Below are 20,972 nucleotides of genomic sequence, written 5' to 3' on the forward strand. Positions count from 1 at the left end.
TGAAAATGTAAATGATGTTGTGTAAAACGTATAAATTATTTATAAGCAACGTTCGTTTCCTAGTATTAAGAATAGTAATAAAATGTTAATTAAGTATGAGGGGAATATTAATTTTTTATTAAGCGCATTAATGTGATTCAAATTGTTTAAACTTATTTAAATAGAAAGATCAGTTTTAAATATGTAGTAACATAAAGAGGACAGACATATGATTAGTATAATTATAAAAAATTAAATTATATGATATTATTATATTAATTAATGTATTAAGAATAAGAGGATGTATATGATTAAGCAAAATTTTACAACTAAAGTTTATCCACTTAAACAATTTGAGGGAGAATATAGTGAAGTTGCCTACGCAGGAGATAGCCAAGCTGCTGATGTGATTGTATTTATTCATGGTGCACTCTTAACATATAAAATTATGACGATGTTCGAGCCTTACTTCAGAGATTACAAATTAATATTTATTAATTGTCCAAGTCGTGGTAAAAGTTCAGATTTAGATCGTGACACTCATACATTAGATGATTACGCTGAACGTATATATGATGTATTAACGCAAATTGTTAAGGAGCAACAGATAAAAGAACTGAGTATTGTTGGTTATTCAATGGGAGGAATGATTGCGACACGATTACTTAAGTATAATACATTACCAGTATCTCATCTTATTTATTTACATAGCGCAGCGAAAATTACTCCAGATGAGAGTATGTTAGCACGATTATTCACTAGTGAGAGTAAGCGAGCAGTGTTAAAAGATGAAATTAAGGCAGTAAAAAATCTTCCTCAATATATACTTGATAAAACGATTTATGCACAAAAGGAAAACGCACTTGATTTGGTACAATTTATTGCACCTATTAAAACTATAATTACGGATATGATTTACACGATTAATACAGATTATTTACCAGATATCGATGAGATTAAACAATTTCCGAAAATATTATTTATGTCTGGAAAAGAAGATCAAATTATTCCTTATACGGATTCTCAAGCTACGTTAGAAAAATTTAAGGCGTTAGGTGGAGAAACTAAAGAAGTTATTTATCCAGGAATTGGTCATATAGATTTCCCGAGTGTTTTAGAAACCCAATCGGATGGACAAACTGGCGTGGTAGATGAAATTAAAGCGTGGATTTCCAAAAAATAAGACGTCCGGACGTCTAGAAATGAATAAAGTTATTGATAATGACGTAACGTTATCGAGTATGCTTTGACTAGGAGGTGAGATGTCTATGTCGATTTATACTTCAGGAGATATAGCTCATAAATGCCATGTGTCAACACGCACTATTCAGTACTACGATAAACAAGGAATCTTATCGCCAAATTATACTTCTGAAACTAACAGACGCTTTTACACTGATAAGGAAGTGGAGAAACTTGAACTGATTTTATTTCTTAAGGAAATAGGTTGCACAATTAAAGAAATTAAAGTGTTATTACAAGAAGACTCATCAATGAAGACGCTTTACACTCTTCTTCAAATCAAAAAGCATGAGATACAACAGTCAATAACAGTTAAAGAAAACAAGGTACGTAAAATAGAGCAAATTCAGCGCTATGTTCATCAAAATTCAATATCTCCAATTTATTATTTACAAGATATAGCTACTTATATGGAAGAATCTCATAGACGCAAATATGTTAGAAAGAAATTATGGTTAAGTATAGCTCTGATTGGTTCATTACAATATGGTGGTTTGATCACTTCAATTGTAACTAAAAGGAAAAAGCCTTTCTTGTCGATTATGCCTGCGGTAGCTATGTATTCACTTTGATTAACAAAAAAGTATAAAAAGAATGTTTCATATGTCTGTCCTAATTGCCACCATGTGTTTAATCCTAGTGTCATTAATTTTGTAACAGCATCACATACACCTAAAACTAGAAAGCTTCAATGTCCTGATTGTCACGAAATACATTATTGTGTAGAAATTGCTAAGCAATGAATGTAATTTGGATATATTAATAAAAATTCATTTGTGCTACATGACGAAAAGCATAAAAATAGCCTGAGACGAATAGTCTTAGGCTATTTTTATATATAGTACACGACTGAATAGGACATATGCGCATCGTAATTAATGATTGAGCACACTCAGGATATTAGTCGATTTGTTCTTGACCACGTTTATTCCAAGTTAAAATGAAACATAACATAGCGAGTATGCTGATGACTGTTAATAACACAAAGCCAATATGCCATCCAAAATGTTGAACTACAAACCCTAATACAATATTAGCCATAACTGCACCGAACAAGTATCCAAATAGACCAGTTAGACCAGCCGCAGTGCCAGCTGCTTTTTTAGGAACATAATCTAACGCTTGTAAACCAATTAACATGACTGGACCATAAATTAAGAAACCAATACCAATTAATGAAAGATTATCTAACCATGCGTGACCTGGTGGATTTAACCAATATATAAGGATAAAGATTGTTACGCCTAACATAAAGAAGAAGCCTGCTGGACCACGACGACCTTTAAATAGTTTGTCAGATAGATAACCACAAAGTAGTGTGCCCGGAATTCCTGCCCATTCGTATAAGAAGTAAGCCCAACCTGAAGCACTTAAATCAAAATGCTTTTCCTCACTTAAATATGTCGGTGCCCAGTCCAAAACACCATAACGCACAAAATAAACGAAAATGTTTGTAAAAGCAATCGCCCATACCCATTTGTTATTAAGTACATATTTAAACAATATTTCTTTCGTAGTTAGTTCTGTTTCAATTGTTTGTTTAGTTGAAGTGGCATAATCATTTTTATACTGCTCAATTGGTGGTAACCCCTGAGATTGTGGTGTATCTCTAATAAGTATGTAAGAAAAGATAGCGATAATGATAGCCAATAGTGCAGGGTATATAAAGACGCCTTCAAACCCTTTTAAATAACCGAAGTTGTATAATGCAGTCATGGAAATACCCCACGTAGCAATAGGTGCCATTAAACCTCCGCCTACATTATGTGCTACATTCCATATTGACGTTTTGCTTCCGCGTTCGCTAACACTAAACCAATGAACTAACACACGTCCAGATGGTGGCCAACCCATTCCTTGGAACCAACCAACTAAAAACAGCATGATAAACATTATAGTTATGCTTGAAGTAAAGAATGGAATAAATCCTAATAATAAGTTAATAATTGCTGTCAATACTAAACCTAAAGTTAAGAACATTCGAGCATTACTTCGATCGCTGACAGTTCCCATTACAAATTTACTAAAGCCATATGCGATAGATACTGCAGATAACGCAATACCTAATTCCCCTTTACTAAAGCCTTGCTCAATTAATGAAGGCATTGCTAAAGAGAAGTTCTTTCTTAATAAATAGTAACCAGCATAACCGATAAATATTCCTAAAAAGACTTGAAAGCGTAGTCTTTTATACGTATCATCTACTTTTTCTGATGGCAATGATTTGATATGTCTAGCTGGTTTTAAGAAATTAAACATGTTATAACCTCCTAATCGTATGATGATGTATAAAACTGAAAAATAATTACGAGTAAATTTTAAGTATCCAAGTAAGCGTTGTCAATATAATTATATTTTTTTATGAAATATAAAATATATAATTGAATAATAAGAAACAAGCAATAAGTAAGTATGGTTTAAGTGTATTTTACATTATTTTATAAATTGTATTGAGAGGAAGGAAAGTGAACGAATCAAAGATGGATGTAAATAATTCTAAGAAATATTTTGTTGAATTGTGTTTAAAATGTCAAAACACCTAAAAGAAAGCGCTTGCAAAACAAAAATTTGTATATTAACATACTTGTATACAAGTAGAGGGACATTGAATTGAGGTGGATAGAACGTGACGTATGGTTATCCGAAAAAGTGGAAGGAAAACATGACTTCAGGACAAGTAATAGCTGCTGAGTTACGTTTAGGAATAGTGAATGGCGAAATTGAATCCCATATACAACTAAGTGAAAATCAAGTTGCACAACAATTTAATGTGAGTCGTTCACCAGTCAGAGATGCATTTAAGTTACTTCAAACAGATCAACTGATTCAATTAGAACGTATGGGCGCACAGATACTTCCTTTTGGTGATCAAGAGAAAAAGGAAATGTATGATTTGCGTTTGATGCTCGAATCATTCGCCTTTTCAAAATTAAGTGGAACAGATACACAATATATTGTTAAGGAAATGAAAAAGCAATTAGAAATGATGAAGGTTGCAGTCCAATTTGAGGATGCTGAAGCATTTACACAACATGATTTTGAGTTTCACGAGGTGATGATTCAAGCAACAAACCATCAGTATCTTAAAGTGTTTTGGAATCATCTTAAACCTGTTATGGAATCACTCATACTCATTTCAATGAGACAAAGAATGGCAAATGACCCTAAAGATTTCGAGAGAATTCATAGTAATCATCAAGTTTTTATAGATGCTGTTGAGAACGATGATGCTTCCATATTGAGAAAAGCATTCCATTTAAATTTTGATGATGTAGGAGAAAATATTGAAGCTTTCTGGTTACGTTAATTTATAGAAAAGAGGGATGAATATGAAATATATGATTGGTGTAGATATGGGGACAACGAGTACGAAGGCTGTGCTATATGATGAAAAAGGCAAGTTTATAATGAAACATAATATTGGCTATGACTTACATACACCAAACGTAGATGTGTCGGAAGAAAATCCTGATGAAATATTTGATGCTGTGCTTATGACGGTTAAATATATTGTAAGAGAATCTGGCATCGCAAAAGAAGATATTAAATTTATTTCCTTGAGTGCGCAAATGCATAGTTTGATTGCTATGAACGCGGATAATCAACGTTTAACTGAAAATATCACTTGGGCTGACAATCGAGCGAATGATTATGCTGATTTAATAGAAAAATCATATGGCGGTTTTGAATTGTATCAACGAACGGGTACACCGATTCATCCTATGTCACCATTATCTAAAATCTTTTGGATGAGACATGAGGAACCGGAAATATTTAAACAAACAGCTATGTTTGCAGATTTAAAAACATACGTACTGTTTCAATTATATGAGCGATTCGTCATTGATTATTCTTTAGGATCAGCTACAGGTATGATGAACTTAGAACAATTAGATTGGGATCATAAAGCTTTAGAATTGTTAGGTATTGAAAAAAATCAATTACCACAACTTGTTCCAACCACACATATTTTAACTGGAATGAAAAAACGCTACGCAACGTTGATGGGTGTTGATGAGCAAACGCCTGTGATTGTCGGAGCGAGCGATGGCGTATTATCTAACTTAGGTGTAAATAGCTATCAAAAAGGTGAAGTTGCTGTAACTATTGGCACATCGGGCGCAATTCGTACGGTAATTAATCAGCCAAAAACAGACGAGAAGGGGCGTATTTTCTGTTATATTCTCGATAAAGATCAATATGTGATTGGCGGTCCCGTCAATAATGGTGGTGTCGTTTTGAGATGGTTACGAGATGAAATTTTAGCGAGTGAAGTTGAAACGGCTAAAAGGTTGGGGGTCGATCCTTATGATGTGTTAACTCAGATTGCCAGCAGAGTAAAACCAGGTGCAGAAGGATTGATTTTTCATCCCTATTTAGCTGGAGAGCGCGCACCATTGTGGAATGCTGACGCAAGGGGTTCATTCTTCGGATTGACATTATCTCACAAGAAAGAGCATATGATCCGTGCAGCATTGGAAGGTGTACTGTATAACTTATATACAGTTTATCTGGCATTAATTGAAGTGATGAATGAAACACCGACAACAATTAAAGCGACGGGTGGTTTTGCTAAAAGTGAAATTTGGCGACAAATGATGGCAGATATTTTTGATACAGACTTAATCGTACCTGAAAGCTATGAAAGTTCATGTCTAGGTGCATGTGTACTTGGAATGAAAGCTCTAGGAGAAATAGATGATTTTTCAGTCATTAAAGATATGGTAGGTACAACACATGCCCACGAACCTAACCAAGAAACAGTTGCCATCTACCAACAACTTGTCACCATTTTTATTAAAATTAGTCGTTCTATGACTGAGAACTACAGTGATATTGCGAATTTCCAACGAGAACATTTAAGTGATTAATTGATTATATATTATATGAATAATAAACAAGAGAAAGAAGGGGAATGCGATGTTTGGAGAGATTTGGCCACTCATCAGTGTTGTATTAGGAATTATTATCTTATTAACATTAATTATTGGATTGAAACTTAATACATTTATTTCATTAATCATTACTTCAATGATAACTGCGTTATTATTAGGTATGCCACTTAACAAAATTATGGAAACCATTGAAAATGGTATGGGTAGTACGCTAGGTCACATTGCTTTAATCTTTGGCTTAGGTGCGATATTAGGTAAATTATTAGCCGATGGTGGTGGGGCAACGCGTATTGCTGATACACTTATTGCAAAGTTTGGTCAGAAACATGTTCAATGGGCTATGTTGATAGCAGCATTTATCGTTGGTATTGCGCTATTTTTTGAAGTAGGTCTTGTACTATTAATCCCACTCGTATTTACTGTAGCTAAACGCGCAAATGTATCAATATTAAAGTTGGGGCTACCAATGGTCACAGCGTTATCCGTTACACACGGATTCTTACCACCGCATCCTGGACCTGTTGTCATCGCTAAAGAGCTTAAAGCGAATATTGGTGAAGTTTTGTTATATGGTATGATTATCGCTATTCCTGTAACACTTATTTCAGGTCCACTCTTTAATCGATTTGCACAAAAGATGGTTCCAACAGCGTATACGAGAGAAGGGGATATTTCTTCTTTAGGTACTCAAAAGGAATTTAAAGAAGAAGAGATGCCAGGTTTCGGAATAAGTTTATTGACTGCTATGTTACCTGTTATTCTTATGTTGATTTCTACAATTGTGCAACTGATTACAGGACACGAAGAAGCAACAAATGTATTCGAACAAATTGTTTACTTTATAGGAACTGCTGGTACTGCAATGCTTATCGCAGTGATATTTGCAATCTTTACGATGGGAACGAAGCAACAACGAAAAATGGAAGACATTATGAAATCAGTTACGCAAGCTATTTATCCAATCGGCATGATGTTACTCATCATCGGTGGTGGTGGTACATTTAAACAAGTACTCATTGATGGTGGCGTAGGTGATACAATCGCTAAGATGTTTGAAGGAACAAGCATGTCACCCATTTTATTAGCATGGATTGTAGCTGCAGTCTTAAGGGTTTCATTAGGATCAGCTACAGTTGCTGCCGTATCAACAACAGGCATTGTGTTACCACTTTTAGAACATTCAGATGTTAATGTTGCTTTGGTCGTTCTTGCAATAGGCGCAGGTAGCGTAATTCTCTCTCACGTCAATGATGCAGGATTCTGGATGTTTAAAGAATATTTCGGGCTGACAGTTAAAGAAACATTTTTAACATGGTCGTTATTAGAGACAATTATTTCAGTATCAGGTATTTTATTTATTTTGTTTATTAGTTTATTTGTATAGAGAAAAATTTCCTGCCGCTCTCATTTTAAAAATATAGCGAGTGTTTTTCAGTGGATGTCTGTCACCGATATATTTAAAATAAAGTTAATTTCTTTTCGAGTATTTTTAATTTCTAACTCAATTCTTGATTAAGTTAATGTTAATAATGAAAAAGATTGTGGTGAAAAAACACTACTATGAAAGCATTTTAAATAGTGATACACTTTATTAAGAGTTTAATTACGTAAATAGGTAAAGGAGTTTATAGATTGAAAAAGATAAAAAAAGCAATAATTCCTGCCGCTGGTTTAGGTACTCGTTTTTTACCAGCAACAAAGGCGATGCCAAAAGAAATGTTACCAATATTAGATAAACCAACAATCCAATATATTGTAGAAGAAGCTTCTAAAGCAGGGATTGAAGATATTATTATAGTGACTGGTAAGCATAAACGTGCAATTGAAGATCACTTTGATAATCAAAAAGAATTAGAAATGGTTCTTGAAAATAAAGGAAAAGCAGACCTGCTTGAAAAAGTACAATATTCAACAGATTTAGCTAATATTTTTTACGTACGACAAAAAGAACAAAAAGGGCTAGGACATGCAATTCATACTGCAAAACAGTTTATCGGTAACGAACCATTTGCAGTGTTATTAGGAGATGACATTGTAGAGTCTGATACACCAGCTATTAAACAATTAATGGATGTTTATGAAGAAACAGGCCATTCAGTAATAGGTGTTCAAGAAGTGTCAGAATCTGATACACATCGTTATGGTGTGATTGATCCTTCTGCTAAAGAGGGAAGTCGATATGAAGTACGTCAATTTGTAGAAAAGCCGAAACAAGGTACTGCCCCGTCTAATTTAGCAATCATGGGTCGTTATGTATTAACACCAGAAATTTTTGATTATCTTGAAACACAACAAGAAGGTGCTGGAAATGAAATTCAATTAACTGATGCGATTGAACGAATGAATAGCAAACAACAAGTGTATGCATATGATTTTGAGGGTAATCGTTATGATGTTGGAGAAAAATTAGGATTTGTTAAAACAACGATTGAATATGCTTTAAAAGATCCAGAAATGAGTCAAGACTTAAAAGCATTCATTAAGCAATTAGATATTTAAATTCAATCAAAAATGCCTGGGACAAAATAGTTGTTCCAGGCATTTTACGTATTTATAGTGGATGATTGGATTGAGTATTCACTGTCATCAAATTTTGATTATTAGAAAGGATAGTACCCAATATCGAGAGTTCAACCTAGAGATTCTACTAACCATGTTAATTCTATTTCGATATTAAGATTGCAAAGAGAATACATTTCTACCTTTTTCTACTTAAGAGTTAAATATAGCATCGTTCATTTTTTGTGCAATTACGTCAAAATGATCACAAGAAAGTGATACATAAAGTTTGATTTTAGGTTCTGTACCAGAAGGACGCAAAGCAATAAATCCTTCATTAAAGTATATCTTTATTACATTCGCTTTAGGTAAAGTTATATCACTGACTTCATCATTTTGTAAGTCAGTCTTTTTACCTGTTTCAAAATCTTCGATTGCAATGACTTTAAGACCGCACATTTCCGTAGGTGTTTCACTTCTGAATTGAGTCATAATATTTTCGATTTTTGCCTTGCCTTGAGTACCTTCAAATGTATGTGAGAAGAGCTTGTCATTAAAGTTACCGACATTTCGAGTAATGTCTTCTAATTCATCTTTAAGCATGCGTCCTTCATTTTTTAATTCAGCTGCATACTTAATCATTAATGGCACGATTTGAATCGCATCTTTATCTCTTACGAAAGGACGAGCTAAGAAGCCATAGCTTTCCTCGTAGCCAAAAATAAAGTTTTGTTCAGGAGACAGATGTCTTATTTCAGCTGCGATATATTTAAAACCTGTCAAAACTTCTTTGAAATTAACATTATGATATTGAGCAAGAGATTTAGCTAAGCCACCACTTACAATTGATTGGAACATGATTCTGTTAGGCAATCCTTCTGTTTGTTTGATGCGATAATTTAACAAAAGTGCACCAATCTGATTTCCGTTGTAATAGTAGATGTTACCTTCAGCATCACGTTCAACTATTCCTAAGCGGTCTGCATCAGGATCTGTGCCAATAAGTAAATCAGCATCAATATGATTAGCAAGTTCTATCGATTGATCAAACGCTTTATGATCCTCTGGATTTGCACTGGCTACAGAGCTGAAATCTGAATCAGGTTCACATTGTGATGCAACTAACTCAAATTGATTAAAGTTAAGAGAAGATAAAATGTCAGGTACAATTGGCACACTCGTACCATGCAAGCTTGTAAAGACAACTTTTAAATCGGACTGTGGAATCGTTCCAACTAAGTCTTGTACGTTTTTGAAATAATCTTCTCTGACTTCACTCGGGACTGAATGAATTAATGATTGTTGTTCAGTAGTTAAACTAGGTACATTAATATGAAGTGGATGACCTAATTTATCGATATATGTGCTTAATTGTGCGGAAGCGTCGGTTGATAATTGAGCACCATCTTCTCCATATACTTTGATTCCATTGTAATCTTTAGGATTATGGCTAGCAGTAATCATAACACCCGCATCAGCTTGTAAGTATCTGACTGCAAATGATAAATCAGGTGTTGTTCTGTATGTATCAGCAAGATAAACTTTAATATCATGACTTGCTAGAATATTAGCGATAATTTGAGCAAATTCAGGTGATAAGTGCCTTGTGTCATAATGTATGACGACGACAGGATGTGCGATACTTGATGTTAAATAATGGGCAAAGCCTAACGCTACTTTAGATACTGTGAACTTATTTAATCGGCCTTCACCTAAACCGAATTTCCCTCTAATACCAGCCGTACCAAAAGACAGTGTAGTATTGAGTCCTTCTTGTTGCTCTTCGGAAGTTTGATTATTATAAAAATCTTTGACTAAACTTTCGTCTAATACATCTATCCAATTATTTTTCATATTTACAAATTCCTCTTTATTAAAATTAAAATATACATTATACTATATTTTTAGTTTACGTTTATTTTCGAAAACATAAAAAGTTCTTAGCTTATTTTAAAACAACATATAAAATACTTCTTAAATCACATTATAAAATTTCTAGCTTCAAAATGCATCAATATTTTTATAATTAACTATAAAATAGCATACATCTTAAAAGGTGAGGATTAAAACAATGATATATACGGTAACAAGCACATTACCCCTAGTGCACGGAGGAAGAACTAAATCATTATTAACAAGAATTCGATTTCTTGATAAAGAAATGGGCATTCACAATAAAATACTAACAACGAATTATAACGCTAATTATAATGAAGTTTATCAAAAGTTCGAAGAGAATCAACTCATAACGAAAAATACGCAAATCGAAAATATATATGATTGGTTATCTGATTTCAAATTACTTTCAATACCTAAAACAAGATTTAAGAAAAAAACTCTTTACTCTGAAAAAGATAGAGACATAGAAGGTTTAACTTCTAAAGTATTCAATGATGGCAATGTGATGAGATATTATGATCAAGAAACTTATGTTTTATATCGAAAATTTTATGAAGATACAAATATCATAGAATTTGAAGACGTGATGTCACCAATTTCTAAGAAAAAAATTGAACGTAGAGAATATAATCACTTCGGTCAATTGCATAGAAAGATTTACTTCTCAAGTCGCACATATCACAAAATTTTGGAAGAATATTTTGACACAGAGGGAAGTATTTACTGTAAAAAATTTTTCAATTCTCAAAAGGCAAATGAATTAGATTTCATTCAAATTTTTAAAAATCAACGTATCATGAAGGCTTTTAAAAACGAAAAAGATCTCTTTAAATATTATTTCGAACATCGCTTTAAGCAAAATGATATTGTTTTTAATGATGCTAGACTTCTAGATAAACCACTTTTAAATAACTGTATGAACACAAAAAATGTGCTTGTATTTCATAATAGCCACATCGATGGAGATCATATTAAATCTTCATACAAAATTGCACTGGAAAATTCTGATAAAGTAGCTCAATACCTCTTGCTCACACATATGCAAAAAGACGATATTCAACATGCATATGGTATCAGCGATGAAAAAATATCGATTGTACCTCACTTTATTAAAAGCTATGGACAACAAGATACTCATGACAAAGAGGATAGATTCGTATTTATTGGTAGACTAGGCAAACAAAAACAAGTGGACCATTTAATCAAATCTTATAATCAATTCTTAAAATATGGACATCAAACGAAATTAGCGATTTATGGTGCAGATGAACAAAATCAAAAACAAGTCATACTAGATTTAGTTAAAGAATATCAAATTGAAGATAAAGTTGATTTAAATGATTTTACCAAGCATCCACTTGAAGAATTCAAAAAATCTAAAGCCTCACTATTAACCAGTGAATACGAAGGTTTTGGTTTAACCGTTATGGAAAGTATTGAAGTAGGTTGCCCAGTCATTGCTTATGATGTAAGATACGGTCCTGGTGAAATCATAGAGCACGGTGAAAATGGTTATCTTGTTGAGCCAGATAACATTGAAGCATTCGCAGCCTATATGGATAAAATAATTAAAAATCCACTAACAAAAGTTGAAACAAAAAATGCACTCAAGTATGAACAAGCAAAGAATAACTATCAGAAGTTGTTTGAGAGAGTAAAGTAATTTAAATAAGGTTCATAGGATAAGAAAATATTAATAACAATAAGACTAAATTACAATTTATTTTGAACTACACGCTGTTAATAATCAAAAACAGCGTGTATTTTTAGATTATTAAGATAAATTAATTTAATAATTTATCTAATCTTTTCTCATATATTCACTAATAATAGAGAAGGAATAGTATGGTTGGAACAATTAAAAGTGATATTGTTTGTCTAATAAATTCGATATAATATTAAAGAAAAGTAATCTATTTTCAAAGAATAATAATTTTATTGTTTTAGAATATATATCTTTGAAAGATAATTATGTCATAGAATTTTAGTATCGCATGATAATTAAATAAGGATGATGGAATATGGAATTTTTAACTAAACAAGAAGTTCATAATAGAGCAAAGGAAGCTGTAGGTAAGACAATAAAAGAATTAAATGATGGCTTTTCTGTTTCAGAAACTAAGAGTTCTGTGGGGGATGCTTTTGAAAATTGGTTTGGGAAAAGTAAAGATAGTGAGAGTAGACCTGATATGGAAGAGGCAGGTGTTGAATTAAAGGCAACACCTTTTAAAAAATTAAAAAGTGGTAAATATAGCGCCAAAGAAAGATTGGTTTTAAATATTATTAATTATGAAAAAGTAGCACATGAAAAATTCGAGACTAGTTCATTTTTAAATAAAAATAATACTATAGAGCTAGCGTTTTATGAGTATAAAAAAGATGTATCTAGAGATGACTGGATTATACATGAGGCTGTTTTATATGAAATGAAAAAAAATCCAATTGATTATGAAGTAATAAAAAATGATTGGGAATTAATACATAACTATATTAATGATGGTAAAGCACATGAATTAAGTGAGAGCTTAACAACTTATTTATCCCCTTGTACGAAAGGAGCAAGTGCTAAATCTGTTAGAACTCAACCATATTCAAACATAAAAGCTAAACAGAGAGCATTTTCTTTGAAGTCTGGATACATGACATCGATATTGAGAAAGTATATTTTAGGCAATGAAGAGATTGATTCTATTGTTAAATCACCGTTTGAGCTAAAAAATAAATCTATTGAAGATATAGTGCTTGAAAAATTCAAACCATATTATAATCAAACTATAGATTCCATAGGAGAAAAATTTAATGTAGATAGAGGTGGGAAAAATTACCATAATCGCATTGCTTCTGCTATTTTAAATTTAAAAGGCAAAATTAAAGGAAATGAGACTTTTCCAAAGGTAGACGAATTTGAAAAAGCATCTATAGTTGTTAAAACAGTAAAATTTAATAAAAATAATATTAATAAAGAGAGTATGTCATTTCCTGCTTTCAGATTTAAAGATTTAATTAAAGAAAAATGGGAAGATGAAGATGGTAATCCATTAGCTCAATGGCATAATTTTCTTCTGGAAACGAGATTTCTCTTTTTTATCGTCAAAGAAGAAGAAGGTACTGAGGTGTTTAAAGGCGTTAAATTCTTTTCAATGCCAGAAGACGATATCGAAGGTCCTGTAAAAAAAGTATGGGAAGACACAAAAGATAAGTTATTAAAAGGGGTGTGTCTCAAAGCAACTTATAAAAAGGATGGTAACGTATATAGAATTGAAAATAATTTTATTAATAAATCAGATGAAATGATATGTCATATACGACCACATGAAAGCTACTCTGACTATAGGGTGAACGGTAAATATGCAGATGAATTGCCATCTCGTGCAAATTGGATTAATCGACCTAATGATACATTAAAATATTCAGATAAATGGATGACGAAACAATGTTTTTGGATAAATAATACTTATATTAAAGAACAAGTCAAAGAATTTCTTTAGGCTATTTATGTTACAATTAATTTTGTTGTCTTTTAAGTAGAACGATCGTTCGGTTTTGTGGTATAATTATTGATATTCAAAAGTGAGGAGGTTGCCAATTGAATAATTTAAAAGTAGCAGAATTATTTGCAGGGGTAGGTGGATTTCGTCTAGGTTTAGAGAGAACAAAAAATAAAATGTTTGAAATTACTTGGGCTAATCAATGGGAACCTTCAAGGAAAGTACAACATGCCTTTGATTGTTATAATAAAAGGTTTAAAAACGGTGTACATATTAATCAAGATATAGCGACAATAAGTAATGAAGAAATGGCTAATACGAGAGCTGACATGATAGTAGGTGGATTTCCCTGTCAAGACTACTCTGTAGCTAGGAGTCTTAGTGGAGAACTGGGTATACAAGGAAAAAAAGGCGTGTTATTTTGGGAAATTATAAGATTTATTCAAAATACTTATCCAAAATATTTATTATTAGAAAATGTAGATAGGTTATTAAAATCACCTTCAAGACAGAGAGGAAGAGATTTTGCAGTAATGTTATCAACTCTGAATGAATTGGGATATTCAGTTGAATGGAGAGTGATTAATGCTGCTGACTATGGAAATGCGCAAAGACGAAGACGAGTATTTATTTTTGGTTACAAAAAAAATCTTGAATATGGTAGAAAAATGAGTAAATTTAGCTTAGAGAATATTATTTATGATGAAGGATTGTTCGCTTCAGGGTTTCCAGTAGAAAAAGTACCTAATAAAGAAAGAATAAATAATATAAAAATTGATAATGATATAGTAGAAATTTCTAATAATTTTAGTTTCAGTTTTTTTAATAGTGGAGTGATGAGAAATGGAGAAATACTTACCATTGATACTATACCTAAATATGAAAAACCCACTCCACTAAAAGATGTTATTCAAGATGAAGTAACTGATAATTATGAATTGAACATAGATCAAATAAATAAGTTTAAGTATTTAAGAGGTCCTAAAAAAATTAAAAGAACATCTAAGGATGGTCATGAATATTACTTTTCAGAAGGAGGAATGTCTGAAACTGATTCTTTAGACTTGCCTGCAAGAACCATGTTAACTAGTGAAGCTTCTGTAAATAGAAGTAGCCATCTATTAAAGGTTAATGATACTTATAGAACACTAACTCCGATAGAAGCAGAAAGACTGAATGGATTCCCGGATAATTGGACTGATACAATGCCTGATAGAATGAGATTCTTTTGTATGGGAAATGCTTTGGTTGTACCAATAATTACTAGAATTGCTAATCAGATAGAAATTATTGAAATAAATAATAATGATAAATATAGCCAATTAGAATTATTTTAACAGAGGTGTGTAGTCCTCTGTTTTTTTATTTTATTTAATATAATAAATATATATTACAGATAAATAAAAAGGAGGCGTAGATATGAAAGAGCCAGAGAGGAATAAAGATTTACAGAATTAAAAAGAAGTAGCTAAATTCTTGGATAATTATTTTTCTCTATAAACAAATTAGTGATACTTTTGTGAAATGTATCACAAAATACTTTTAATTTACATAAAATGATGTAGTATATGAAGTGTAAGGAAAGAGTAAATTATTGAGGTGATGACTATGAGAAATGCTATAGAAGAATTGATCTTCTCCGATGTAAGTAGTTATGACATCTATGTAAACACAGGCGTTAACCAAGGGTTGGTTGGAGACATCAAGGATGGTTATTTGACGATTGATTCTATCCCGTATATTGATGCTGAAAGATTATACTATTATAGTTTAGAGCGCAAAGCCCTCGTTACAAGTTGATTTTTGACGAACTCCCACAATGTTGAACTCGCTTGCTCTCAAAGAGTAATTGAGGGCAAAATTGACACTCTATATACCCCTAAAATCTAAATTAATATGTTAGGAGACCGTAACTTACTACCCCTGTGAGTTATGGTCTTCATTTTTGATTTGTGATTCAACGATGATTTACATTTCTTTTAATGTGTCATATTGTCTCACACGAAGTATCCTATGATTACATCGAATCTTTCATTTCCCAACATATTTTAATCATCACAATGCAAACTGTCTTGATAATTATTAAACGTTTCGACCTCTAGGATTTCTAGAGTGTTCAGCCTGTTTAAAGTTCTTTTTTACGGAATTGTAAGCATAAACAATATTATATAACTTATTTTTAGCATCGTTTTCACTTGAAAATGGTATACGTATATCGTCTCGCTTGTTCACTTCGCATCTAAATGCTTTTTCTTGTTCCTGACGTTCAGCTAGCGATAATGCGCACCATTCTTCCTTTGAAAATAATTCTTCAAAACGAAATTCAAAAGCAGTACGATGATTATTTTCACTTAGTTTTAATACCCGTTCATAAAACGACATTACTGTTCCTCCTAAAACTTGACTTTTATTCTTTAGTTACTATGTTTACTTTATAATGAAAATGACTAAATATAAAATGATTTTTATAATTAAATATATGTTTGATTCGTTTTGTTTAAAGTTGATCTATAAATCACATTAATGTCCTATTCTCTAACAAAACGTTATGAGAAAGATATTCAAAATAATTCTATGATAAGGAGTAGTGATGTATGACAAAATTAAAAGAGAAAGTTGCAGTCGTTACAGGTGCGAGTAGCGGTATAGGAGAGGCGATTGCCAAAAAGTTAAGTCAACAAGGTGCATCAATAGTTCTGGTTGGTCGTAACGAACAACGCTTAAACGAAATAGCCCAGCAATTAAATACCCCGGCTAAAGTTGTTTCAGCGGATGTCACTGTAAAATCGAACATAGATGATATGTTAAAAGCTGTAATAGACCATTTCGGTCATATCGATATTGTTGTGAATAGCGCAGGTCAAAGTTTATCATCTAAAATTACAGACTATAATGTTGAGCAGTGGGATACTATGATAGATGTAAATATTAAAGGTACACTCCATGTTTTACAAGCAACATTGCCTTATTTGTTAAAACAATCTAGTGGGCATATCATCAATCTTGCATCGGTATCAGGATTTGAACCAACAAAGACGAATGCCGTTTATGGTGCGACAAAAGCAGCAATACATGCAATCACACAGTCTCTTGAAAAAGAATTAGCACGTACAGGTGTTAAAGTGACTAGTATTTCACCAGGAATGGTTGATACCCCTATGACGGAAGGTACTGATTTTGGAGAACACAAAAAACTTGAAGCACAGAACATTGCTGATGCTGTAGTATATGCTTTAACACAACCTAGTCACGTTAATGTTAATGAAGTAACGATAAGACATGTTTAAATGATGACATTTCTCTATTTAAAATAGCATTTTCGTTTCATGTTACACTTAAATTGTTACGTTTGAATTCAACCACTTTATACAAAGGATGGGATATCAATTGGATAAACGTCAATTTGAAATTTTAGATATGCTAGTTAAATTTAATACTGAAAGTCCACCTGGACGTAATACAGATCCATTGCAAGATGAAATTGAAACGTTACTTAAACAACTGGATTTTTCAATACAAAGAGAACAGTTATATGACAATGATAGTGTGATAGTAGCAACCTTAAAAGGACACAATCCTCAAGCGCCAAAACTGATATTGAATGGGCATGTTGATGTAGCTTCTGTAGATGACGATCAATATTGGCAGTATCCACCTTTTAAACTTACCAACAAAGATGAATGGTTATACGGTCGTGGTGTTAGCGATATGAAAGGTGGTATGTCTTCGTTATTCTACGTCCTGGAGCAATTACATCAAGAAGGACTACGCCCAGAAGGGGATATTATTGTTCAATCAGTAGTCGGTGAAGAAGTAGGTGAAGCGGGAACTAAACGTGCGTGTGAAATAGGACCTAAAGGTGACTTAGCTCTTGTCTTAGATACGAGCGAGAATCAAGCACTTGGGCAAGGTGGTGTGATTACCGGATGGATTACAGTTAAAAGTAAGAATACAATACATGATGGTGCGCGTAGTCAAACGATACATGCTGGTGGGGGCTTGTTTGGTGCAAGTGCCATTGAAAAAATGACAAAGGTGATTCAATCGCTTAATGAACTTGAAAGACATTGGGCTGTCATGAAGAAGAGTCCTGGAATGCCGCCAGGTGCGAATACAATTAACCCAGCTGTCATAGAAGGTGGACGTCATCCTGCATTTATTGCAGATGAATGTCGATTATGGATTACTGTTCATTACTTACCGAACGAAAGTTATGAATCTGTAGTTGATGAAATAGAGAAATATTTAAATAAGGTTGCAGAAGCAGATGTATGGCTCAGAGAGAATCCACTTGAATTTGAATGGGGTGGTACATCCATGATTGAGGATAAAGGAGAAATCTTCCCAAGTTTCACTGTGCCGACACATCTTCCAGGTTTTAAGCAATTAGAAAAAGCACATGAATATATTCATAATAAAAAGCTTGAACATGGTATGAGTACAACTGTAACTGATGGAGGTTGGACAGCACATTTTGGCATTCCCACAATACTATATGGCCCAGGTAGTTTAGAAGAAGCACATAGCGTAGATGAGAAAATAAAAGCAAGGGAATTAGCACAATATAGTGATGTTTTATATACATTTTTAAAAGAGTGGTATGCACACCCACAATCCTATAAATCATCATAGATAAAAAAGAGGTACAAGAACGACTTTTATACTCTCAAAATGTTGAGTTAAAGTGATGTGTTCTGTACCTCTTAATTATTATAAAGAATAACAAGTTGAATAGTTATAAAAAGATATTTATTATTTTCGTGTTCATTTCATATAAAATACAATTGTCAAGGTGAGTTTATCTTTTAAATGTGTTTTTTAATTTTCGCATCCAACTACCACCACGTCTAGAATGAACGGGTTGTCCTGAAGGTTGTACTGATTGTTTTTTTAGTTCTTCTCCATACTTAATTGCTTCTTGCATCAAGTAAGATTGAGAGTTTAAAGGTGATGAATTGTTTTCGACGTAATGATAAACGCCCTGTGCATCTTGGTAACGACCTTTTTGGTTGTCAGATAATTGTAAATTCATATAGTTAACTAATCGTTGTCCTATTGATTTATCTTCAACAGGGAATAATATTTCGACACGTTTAATCATATTACGTGTCATAACGTCAGCTGAAGATAAATAAATATGCGCCTCGCCATTATTATGGAAGTAATAAATACGTGAATGTTCAAGCAAACGACCCACAATACTAACAACCTCTATATTTTCGCTAATACCTGGAATGCCTGGTTTAAGACAACAGATACCACGAATGATGAGTTGTATTTTAACACCAGCTTGGGATGCTTCGAAGAGCTTTTCGATAATCGTTTTATCGGTTAAAGAGTTCATTTTCATCATAATTTTACCATTACCATGTTGTAAATGACTACGTATCTCTTTATCGATACGATCAATGAAGACGTCTCGAATATCGTATGGTGCTACAATCAATTTATTGTATTCTGGTTTTGTTGAGTAACCACTCAAGTAATTAAAGAAGTTAATTGCATCCTCAGCGATATCTTTATTTGTCGTGATGATACCCATATCTGTGTATAATTTAGCAGTTTTATCGTTATAGTTACCTGTACCTAAATGAACAAATGACGTAAGTTCATTATTGACGCGTTTAACGACTAACGCAATTTTACTATGCGTTTTTAAATGTGTCATACCATAAATAACATGACAGCCAGCATCTTCTAGCATACGTGCCCAATGTACGTTATTTTCTTCATCAAAGCGTGCTTTTAATTCTACGAGCACCGTTACTTGCTTGCCGTTTTCAGCAGCTTCTTTTAAGCTGTTAATAATCGGCGAATCCTTACTCACTCGATACAAGGTTTGTTTGATAGCGATTGTATTTGGGTCATCTGCTGCTTGTCGAATAAAGTCAACTATTGGTTCAAAAGATTCATACGGATGGTGGAAGAATATATCTCTTTCTAATGATAATTGATAGATATTCTTGTTGCCTAATGATCTAGGTGGTTGAGGCGTATATTTCTCATATGTTAAATATTTGAGCTTATGAGATAGATGGTCAACCAATCCAAATAAGAATGTTAAATCAAGTGGCCCATCTAAATAATAAATATCATTTTCTTCAATTTCTAATTGATCGATTAACCATTCTACATTCTCTTTTTCAGAAGTGCGACAATCTAATTCTAAACGTACAGCCGAACCACTCTTACGTTCTTTTAAAAAACGTTCAATTTCTATAAGCAAGTCCTCAGCGCCATCTTCATGAATGGTTAAATCTGCATTACGTGTTATTCGGAAAGTAAAAGTATTTAGTACTTCGTATCCTGTAAATAGATAATTGATGAAATACGTAATCACATCTTCGACCATGACAACGTATTGTTTTGTACCCTCATTTAAAGTTAAAAAGCGTGGAATTAATGAAGGAATTTGAACGATAGCTGAATTAATGGCATCTTCCGTATCGATATCAACAAAAATATTTAAACTTTTATTATTTAACTTTGGAAATGGATGATACGCATCAATACCTAACGGAGTGAGTGTTGGTAAGACACTTAACTTGAACTCTTGTTCTAATTTTTCTATCAATGCATCTGATAAGTCTTCAGGTTTTACCATCTCAATATCGTAATTGGCTAATTCTTTAATTAATTCGTTATAACGTTGATATTGAGTGTTCACATAGTCTGTATTTTTAATTTTAATAGCATCAAGTTGTTCTTGAGGCGTCATTTGTGCTTTATTTTCAGGTTTGTCATATCCCATTTTGACTTGGTCTTTTAACCCAGCCACTCGAACCATAAAGAATTCATCTAAATTTGAACTAAAGATAGAAATAAAATTAAGTTTTTCAAGCAACGGATTATTTTTATCATATGATTCTTGTAATACTCTGTAGTTAAAATCTAGCCAACTTAACTCCCTATTGTTGTAATACTGCGGTAAATTAATATCTTTTTCTCCCAATCGAGTTTGCATACTATA

15 protein-coding genes and 1 pseudogene are annotated in these 20,972 nt (G+C 32.7%); 12 read left to right on the forward strand and 4 right to left on the reverse strand.

What is annotated here, in order from left to right:
* The first annotated feature begins 286 nt into the window (after nucleotides 1-286).
* Both ACVBFA_RS03005 and ACVBFA_RS03010 read left to right on the forward strand, forming a co-directional pair.
* Nucleotides 287-1,162 carry an alpha/beta fold hydrolase gene (locus ACVBFA_RS03005; protein WP_046044367.1) on the forward strand — a complete coding sequence of 292 codons (876 nt, stop codon included), beginning with the start codon at nucleotides 287-289 and terminating at the stop codon, nucleotides 1,160-1,162.
* A gap of 85 nt (nucleotides 1,163-1,247) precedes the next feature.
* Nucleotides 1,248-1,964: pseudogene (locus ACVBFA_RS03010) on the forward strand (MerR family transcriptional regulator).
* Nucleotides 1,965-2,121: 157 nt separating this feature from the next.
* On the opposite strand, the gene glpT reads toward ACVBFA_RS03010, so the two are convergent.
* Nucleotides 2,122-3,480, reverse strand: a complete 1,359-nt coding sequence (gene glpT, locus ACVBFA_RS03015; protein WP_002477035.1) for a glycerol-3-phosphate transporter — start codon at nucleotides 3,478-3,480, stop codon at nucleotides 2,122-2,124.
* A 367-nt stretch (nucleotides 3,481-3,847) separates the two neighbouring features.
* On the opposite strand from glpT, the gene ACVBFA_RS03020 reads away from it, so the two are divergent.
* The 4 genes from ACVBFA_RS03020 to galU all read left to right on the forward strand — a co-directional run bounded on the left by ACVBFA_RS03020 (nucleotide 3,848) and on the right by galU (nucleotide 8,615).
* Nucleotides 3,848-4,528 (forward strand): GntR family transcriptional regulator, encoded by a 681-nt coding sequence (locus tag ACVBFA_RS03020; protein WP_126122250.1) that lies wholly within the window; start codon nucleotides 3,848-3,850, stop codon nucleotides 4,526-4,528.
* A gap of 22 nt (nucleotides 4,529-4,550) precedes the next feature.
* Nucleotides 4,551-6,092, forward strand: a complete 1,542-nt coding sequence (gntK, locus tag ACVBFA_RS03025) for a gluconokinase (protein WP_126122249.1) — start codon at nucleotides 4,551-4,553, stop codon at nucleotides 6,090-6,092.
* Nucleotides 6,093-6,141: 49 nt separating this feature from the next.
* Nucleotides 6,142-7,500, forward strand: coding sequence for a gluconate:H+ symporter (locus ACVBFA_RS03030; RefSeq protein WP_002486442.1), 1,359 nt, complete (start codon nucleotides 6,142-6,144; stop codon nucleotides 7,498-7,500).
* 248 nt (nucleotides 7,501-7,748) lie between these two features.
* Nucleotides 7,749-8,615, forward strand: a complete 867-nt coding sequence (galU, locus tag ACVBFA_RS03035) for a UTP--glucose-1-phosphate uridylyltransferase GalU (protein ID WP_126122248.1) — start codon at nucleotides 7,749-7,751, stop codon at nucleotides 8,613-8,615.
* Nucleotides 8,616-8,828: 213 nt separating this feature from the next.
* Here the strand turns inward: galU and ACVBFA_RS03040 are convergent, their stop codons facing one another.
* Nucleotides 8,829-10,469, reverse strand: a complete 1,641-nt coding sequence (locus ACVBFA_RS03040) for a phospho-sugar mutase (RefSeq protein WP_002490683.1) — start codon at nucleotides 10,467-10,469, stop codon at nucleotides 8,829-8,831.
* Between the two features lie 217 nt (nucleotides 10,470-10,686).
* Here ACVBFA_RS03040 and ACVBFA_RS03045 point away from each other — a divergent pair, with 217 nt between their 5' ends.
* The 4 genes from ACVBFA_RS03045 to ACVBFA_RS03060 all read left to right on the forward strand — a co-directional run bounded on the left by ACVBFA_RS03045 (nucleotide 10,687) and on the right by ACVBFA_RS03060 (nucleotide 15,802).
* Entirely contained in the window at nucleotides 10,687-12,177 is a 1,491-nt protein-coding gene (locus tag ACVBFA_RS03045; RefSeq protein ID WP_049386236.1) for a glycosyltransferase, read from the forward strand.
* Between the two features lie 358 nt (nucleotides 12,178-12,535).
* Nucleotides 12,536-14,002 carry a Sau3AI family type II restriction endonuclease gene (locus ACVBFA_RS03050; protein ID WP_002489488.1) on the forward strand — a complete coding sequence of 489 codons (1,467 nt, stop codon included), beginning with the start codon at nucleotides 12,536-12,538 and terminating at the stop codon, nucleotides 14,000-14,002.
* Between the two features lie 98 nt (nucleotides 14,003-14,100).
* The gene (gene dcm / locus ACVBFA_RS03055; protein ID WP_126122627.1) at nucleotides 14,101-15,339 is read left to right on the forward strand and encodes a DNA (cytosine-5-)-methyltransferase; all 1,239 of its coding nucleotides are present in this window, start codon (nucleotides 14,101-14,103) and stop codon (nucleotides 15,337-15,339) included.
* A 271-nt stretch (nucleotides 15,340-15,610) separates the two neighbouring features.
* Complete coding sequence (locus ACVBFA_RS03060) at nucleotides 15,611-15,802, forward strand: hypothetical protein (RefSeq protein WP_001831457.1); 192 nt, start codon at nucleotides 15,611-15,613, stop codon at nucleotides 15,800-15,802.
* Between the two features lie 282 nt (nucleotides 15,803-16,084).
* Here the strand turns inward: ACVBFA_RS03060 and ACVBFA_RS03065 are convergent, their stop codons facing one another.
* Entirely contained in the window at nucleotides 16,085-16,384 is a 300-nt protein-coding gene (locus ACVBFA_RS03065) for a DUF1413 domain-containing protein (RefSeq protein ID WP_002447143.1), read from the reverse strand.
* Between the two features lie 212 nt (nucleotides 16,385-16,596).
* Here ACVBFA_RS03065 and ACVBFA_RS03070 point away from each other — a divergent pair, with 212 nt between their 5' ends.
* Nucleotides 16,597-17,289 (forward strand): SDR family oxidoreductase, encoded by a 693-nt coding sequence (locus ACVBFA_RS03070; RefSeq protein ID WP_447158778.1) that lies wholly within the window; start codon nucleotides 16,597-16,599, stop codon nucleotides 17,287-17,289.
* An 88-nt stretch (nucleotides 17,290-17,377) separates the two neighbouring features.
* Nucleotides 17,378-18,634, forward strand: a complete 1,257-nt coding sequence (locus tag ACVBFA_RS03075) for an acetylornithine deacetylase (RefSeq protein WP_126122625.1) — start codon at nucleotides 17,378-17,380, stop codon at nucleotides 18,632-18,634.
* 166 nt (nucleotides 18,635-18,800) lie between these two features.
* Here ACVBFA_RS03075 and ACVBFA_RS03080 read toward each other — a convergent pair whose 3' ends face one another.
* Nucleotides 18,801-20,966: an RNA degradosome polyphosphate kinase gene (locus tag ACVBFA_RS03080; RefSeq protein ID WP_049386239.1), complete on the reverse strand. Its 2,166-nt coding sequence runs from the start codon at nucleotides 20,964-20,966 to the stop codon at nucleotides 18,801-18,803.
* Between the last annotated feature and the right edge of the window lie 6 nt (nucleotides 20,967-20,972).

This window comes from Staphylococcus sp. MSU001, from assembly GCF_052976705.1.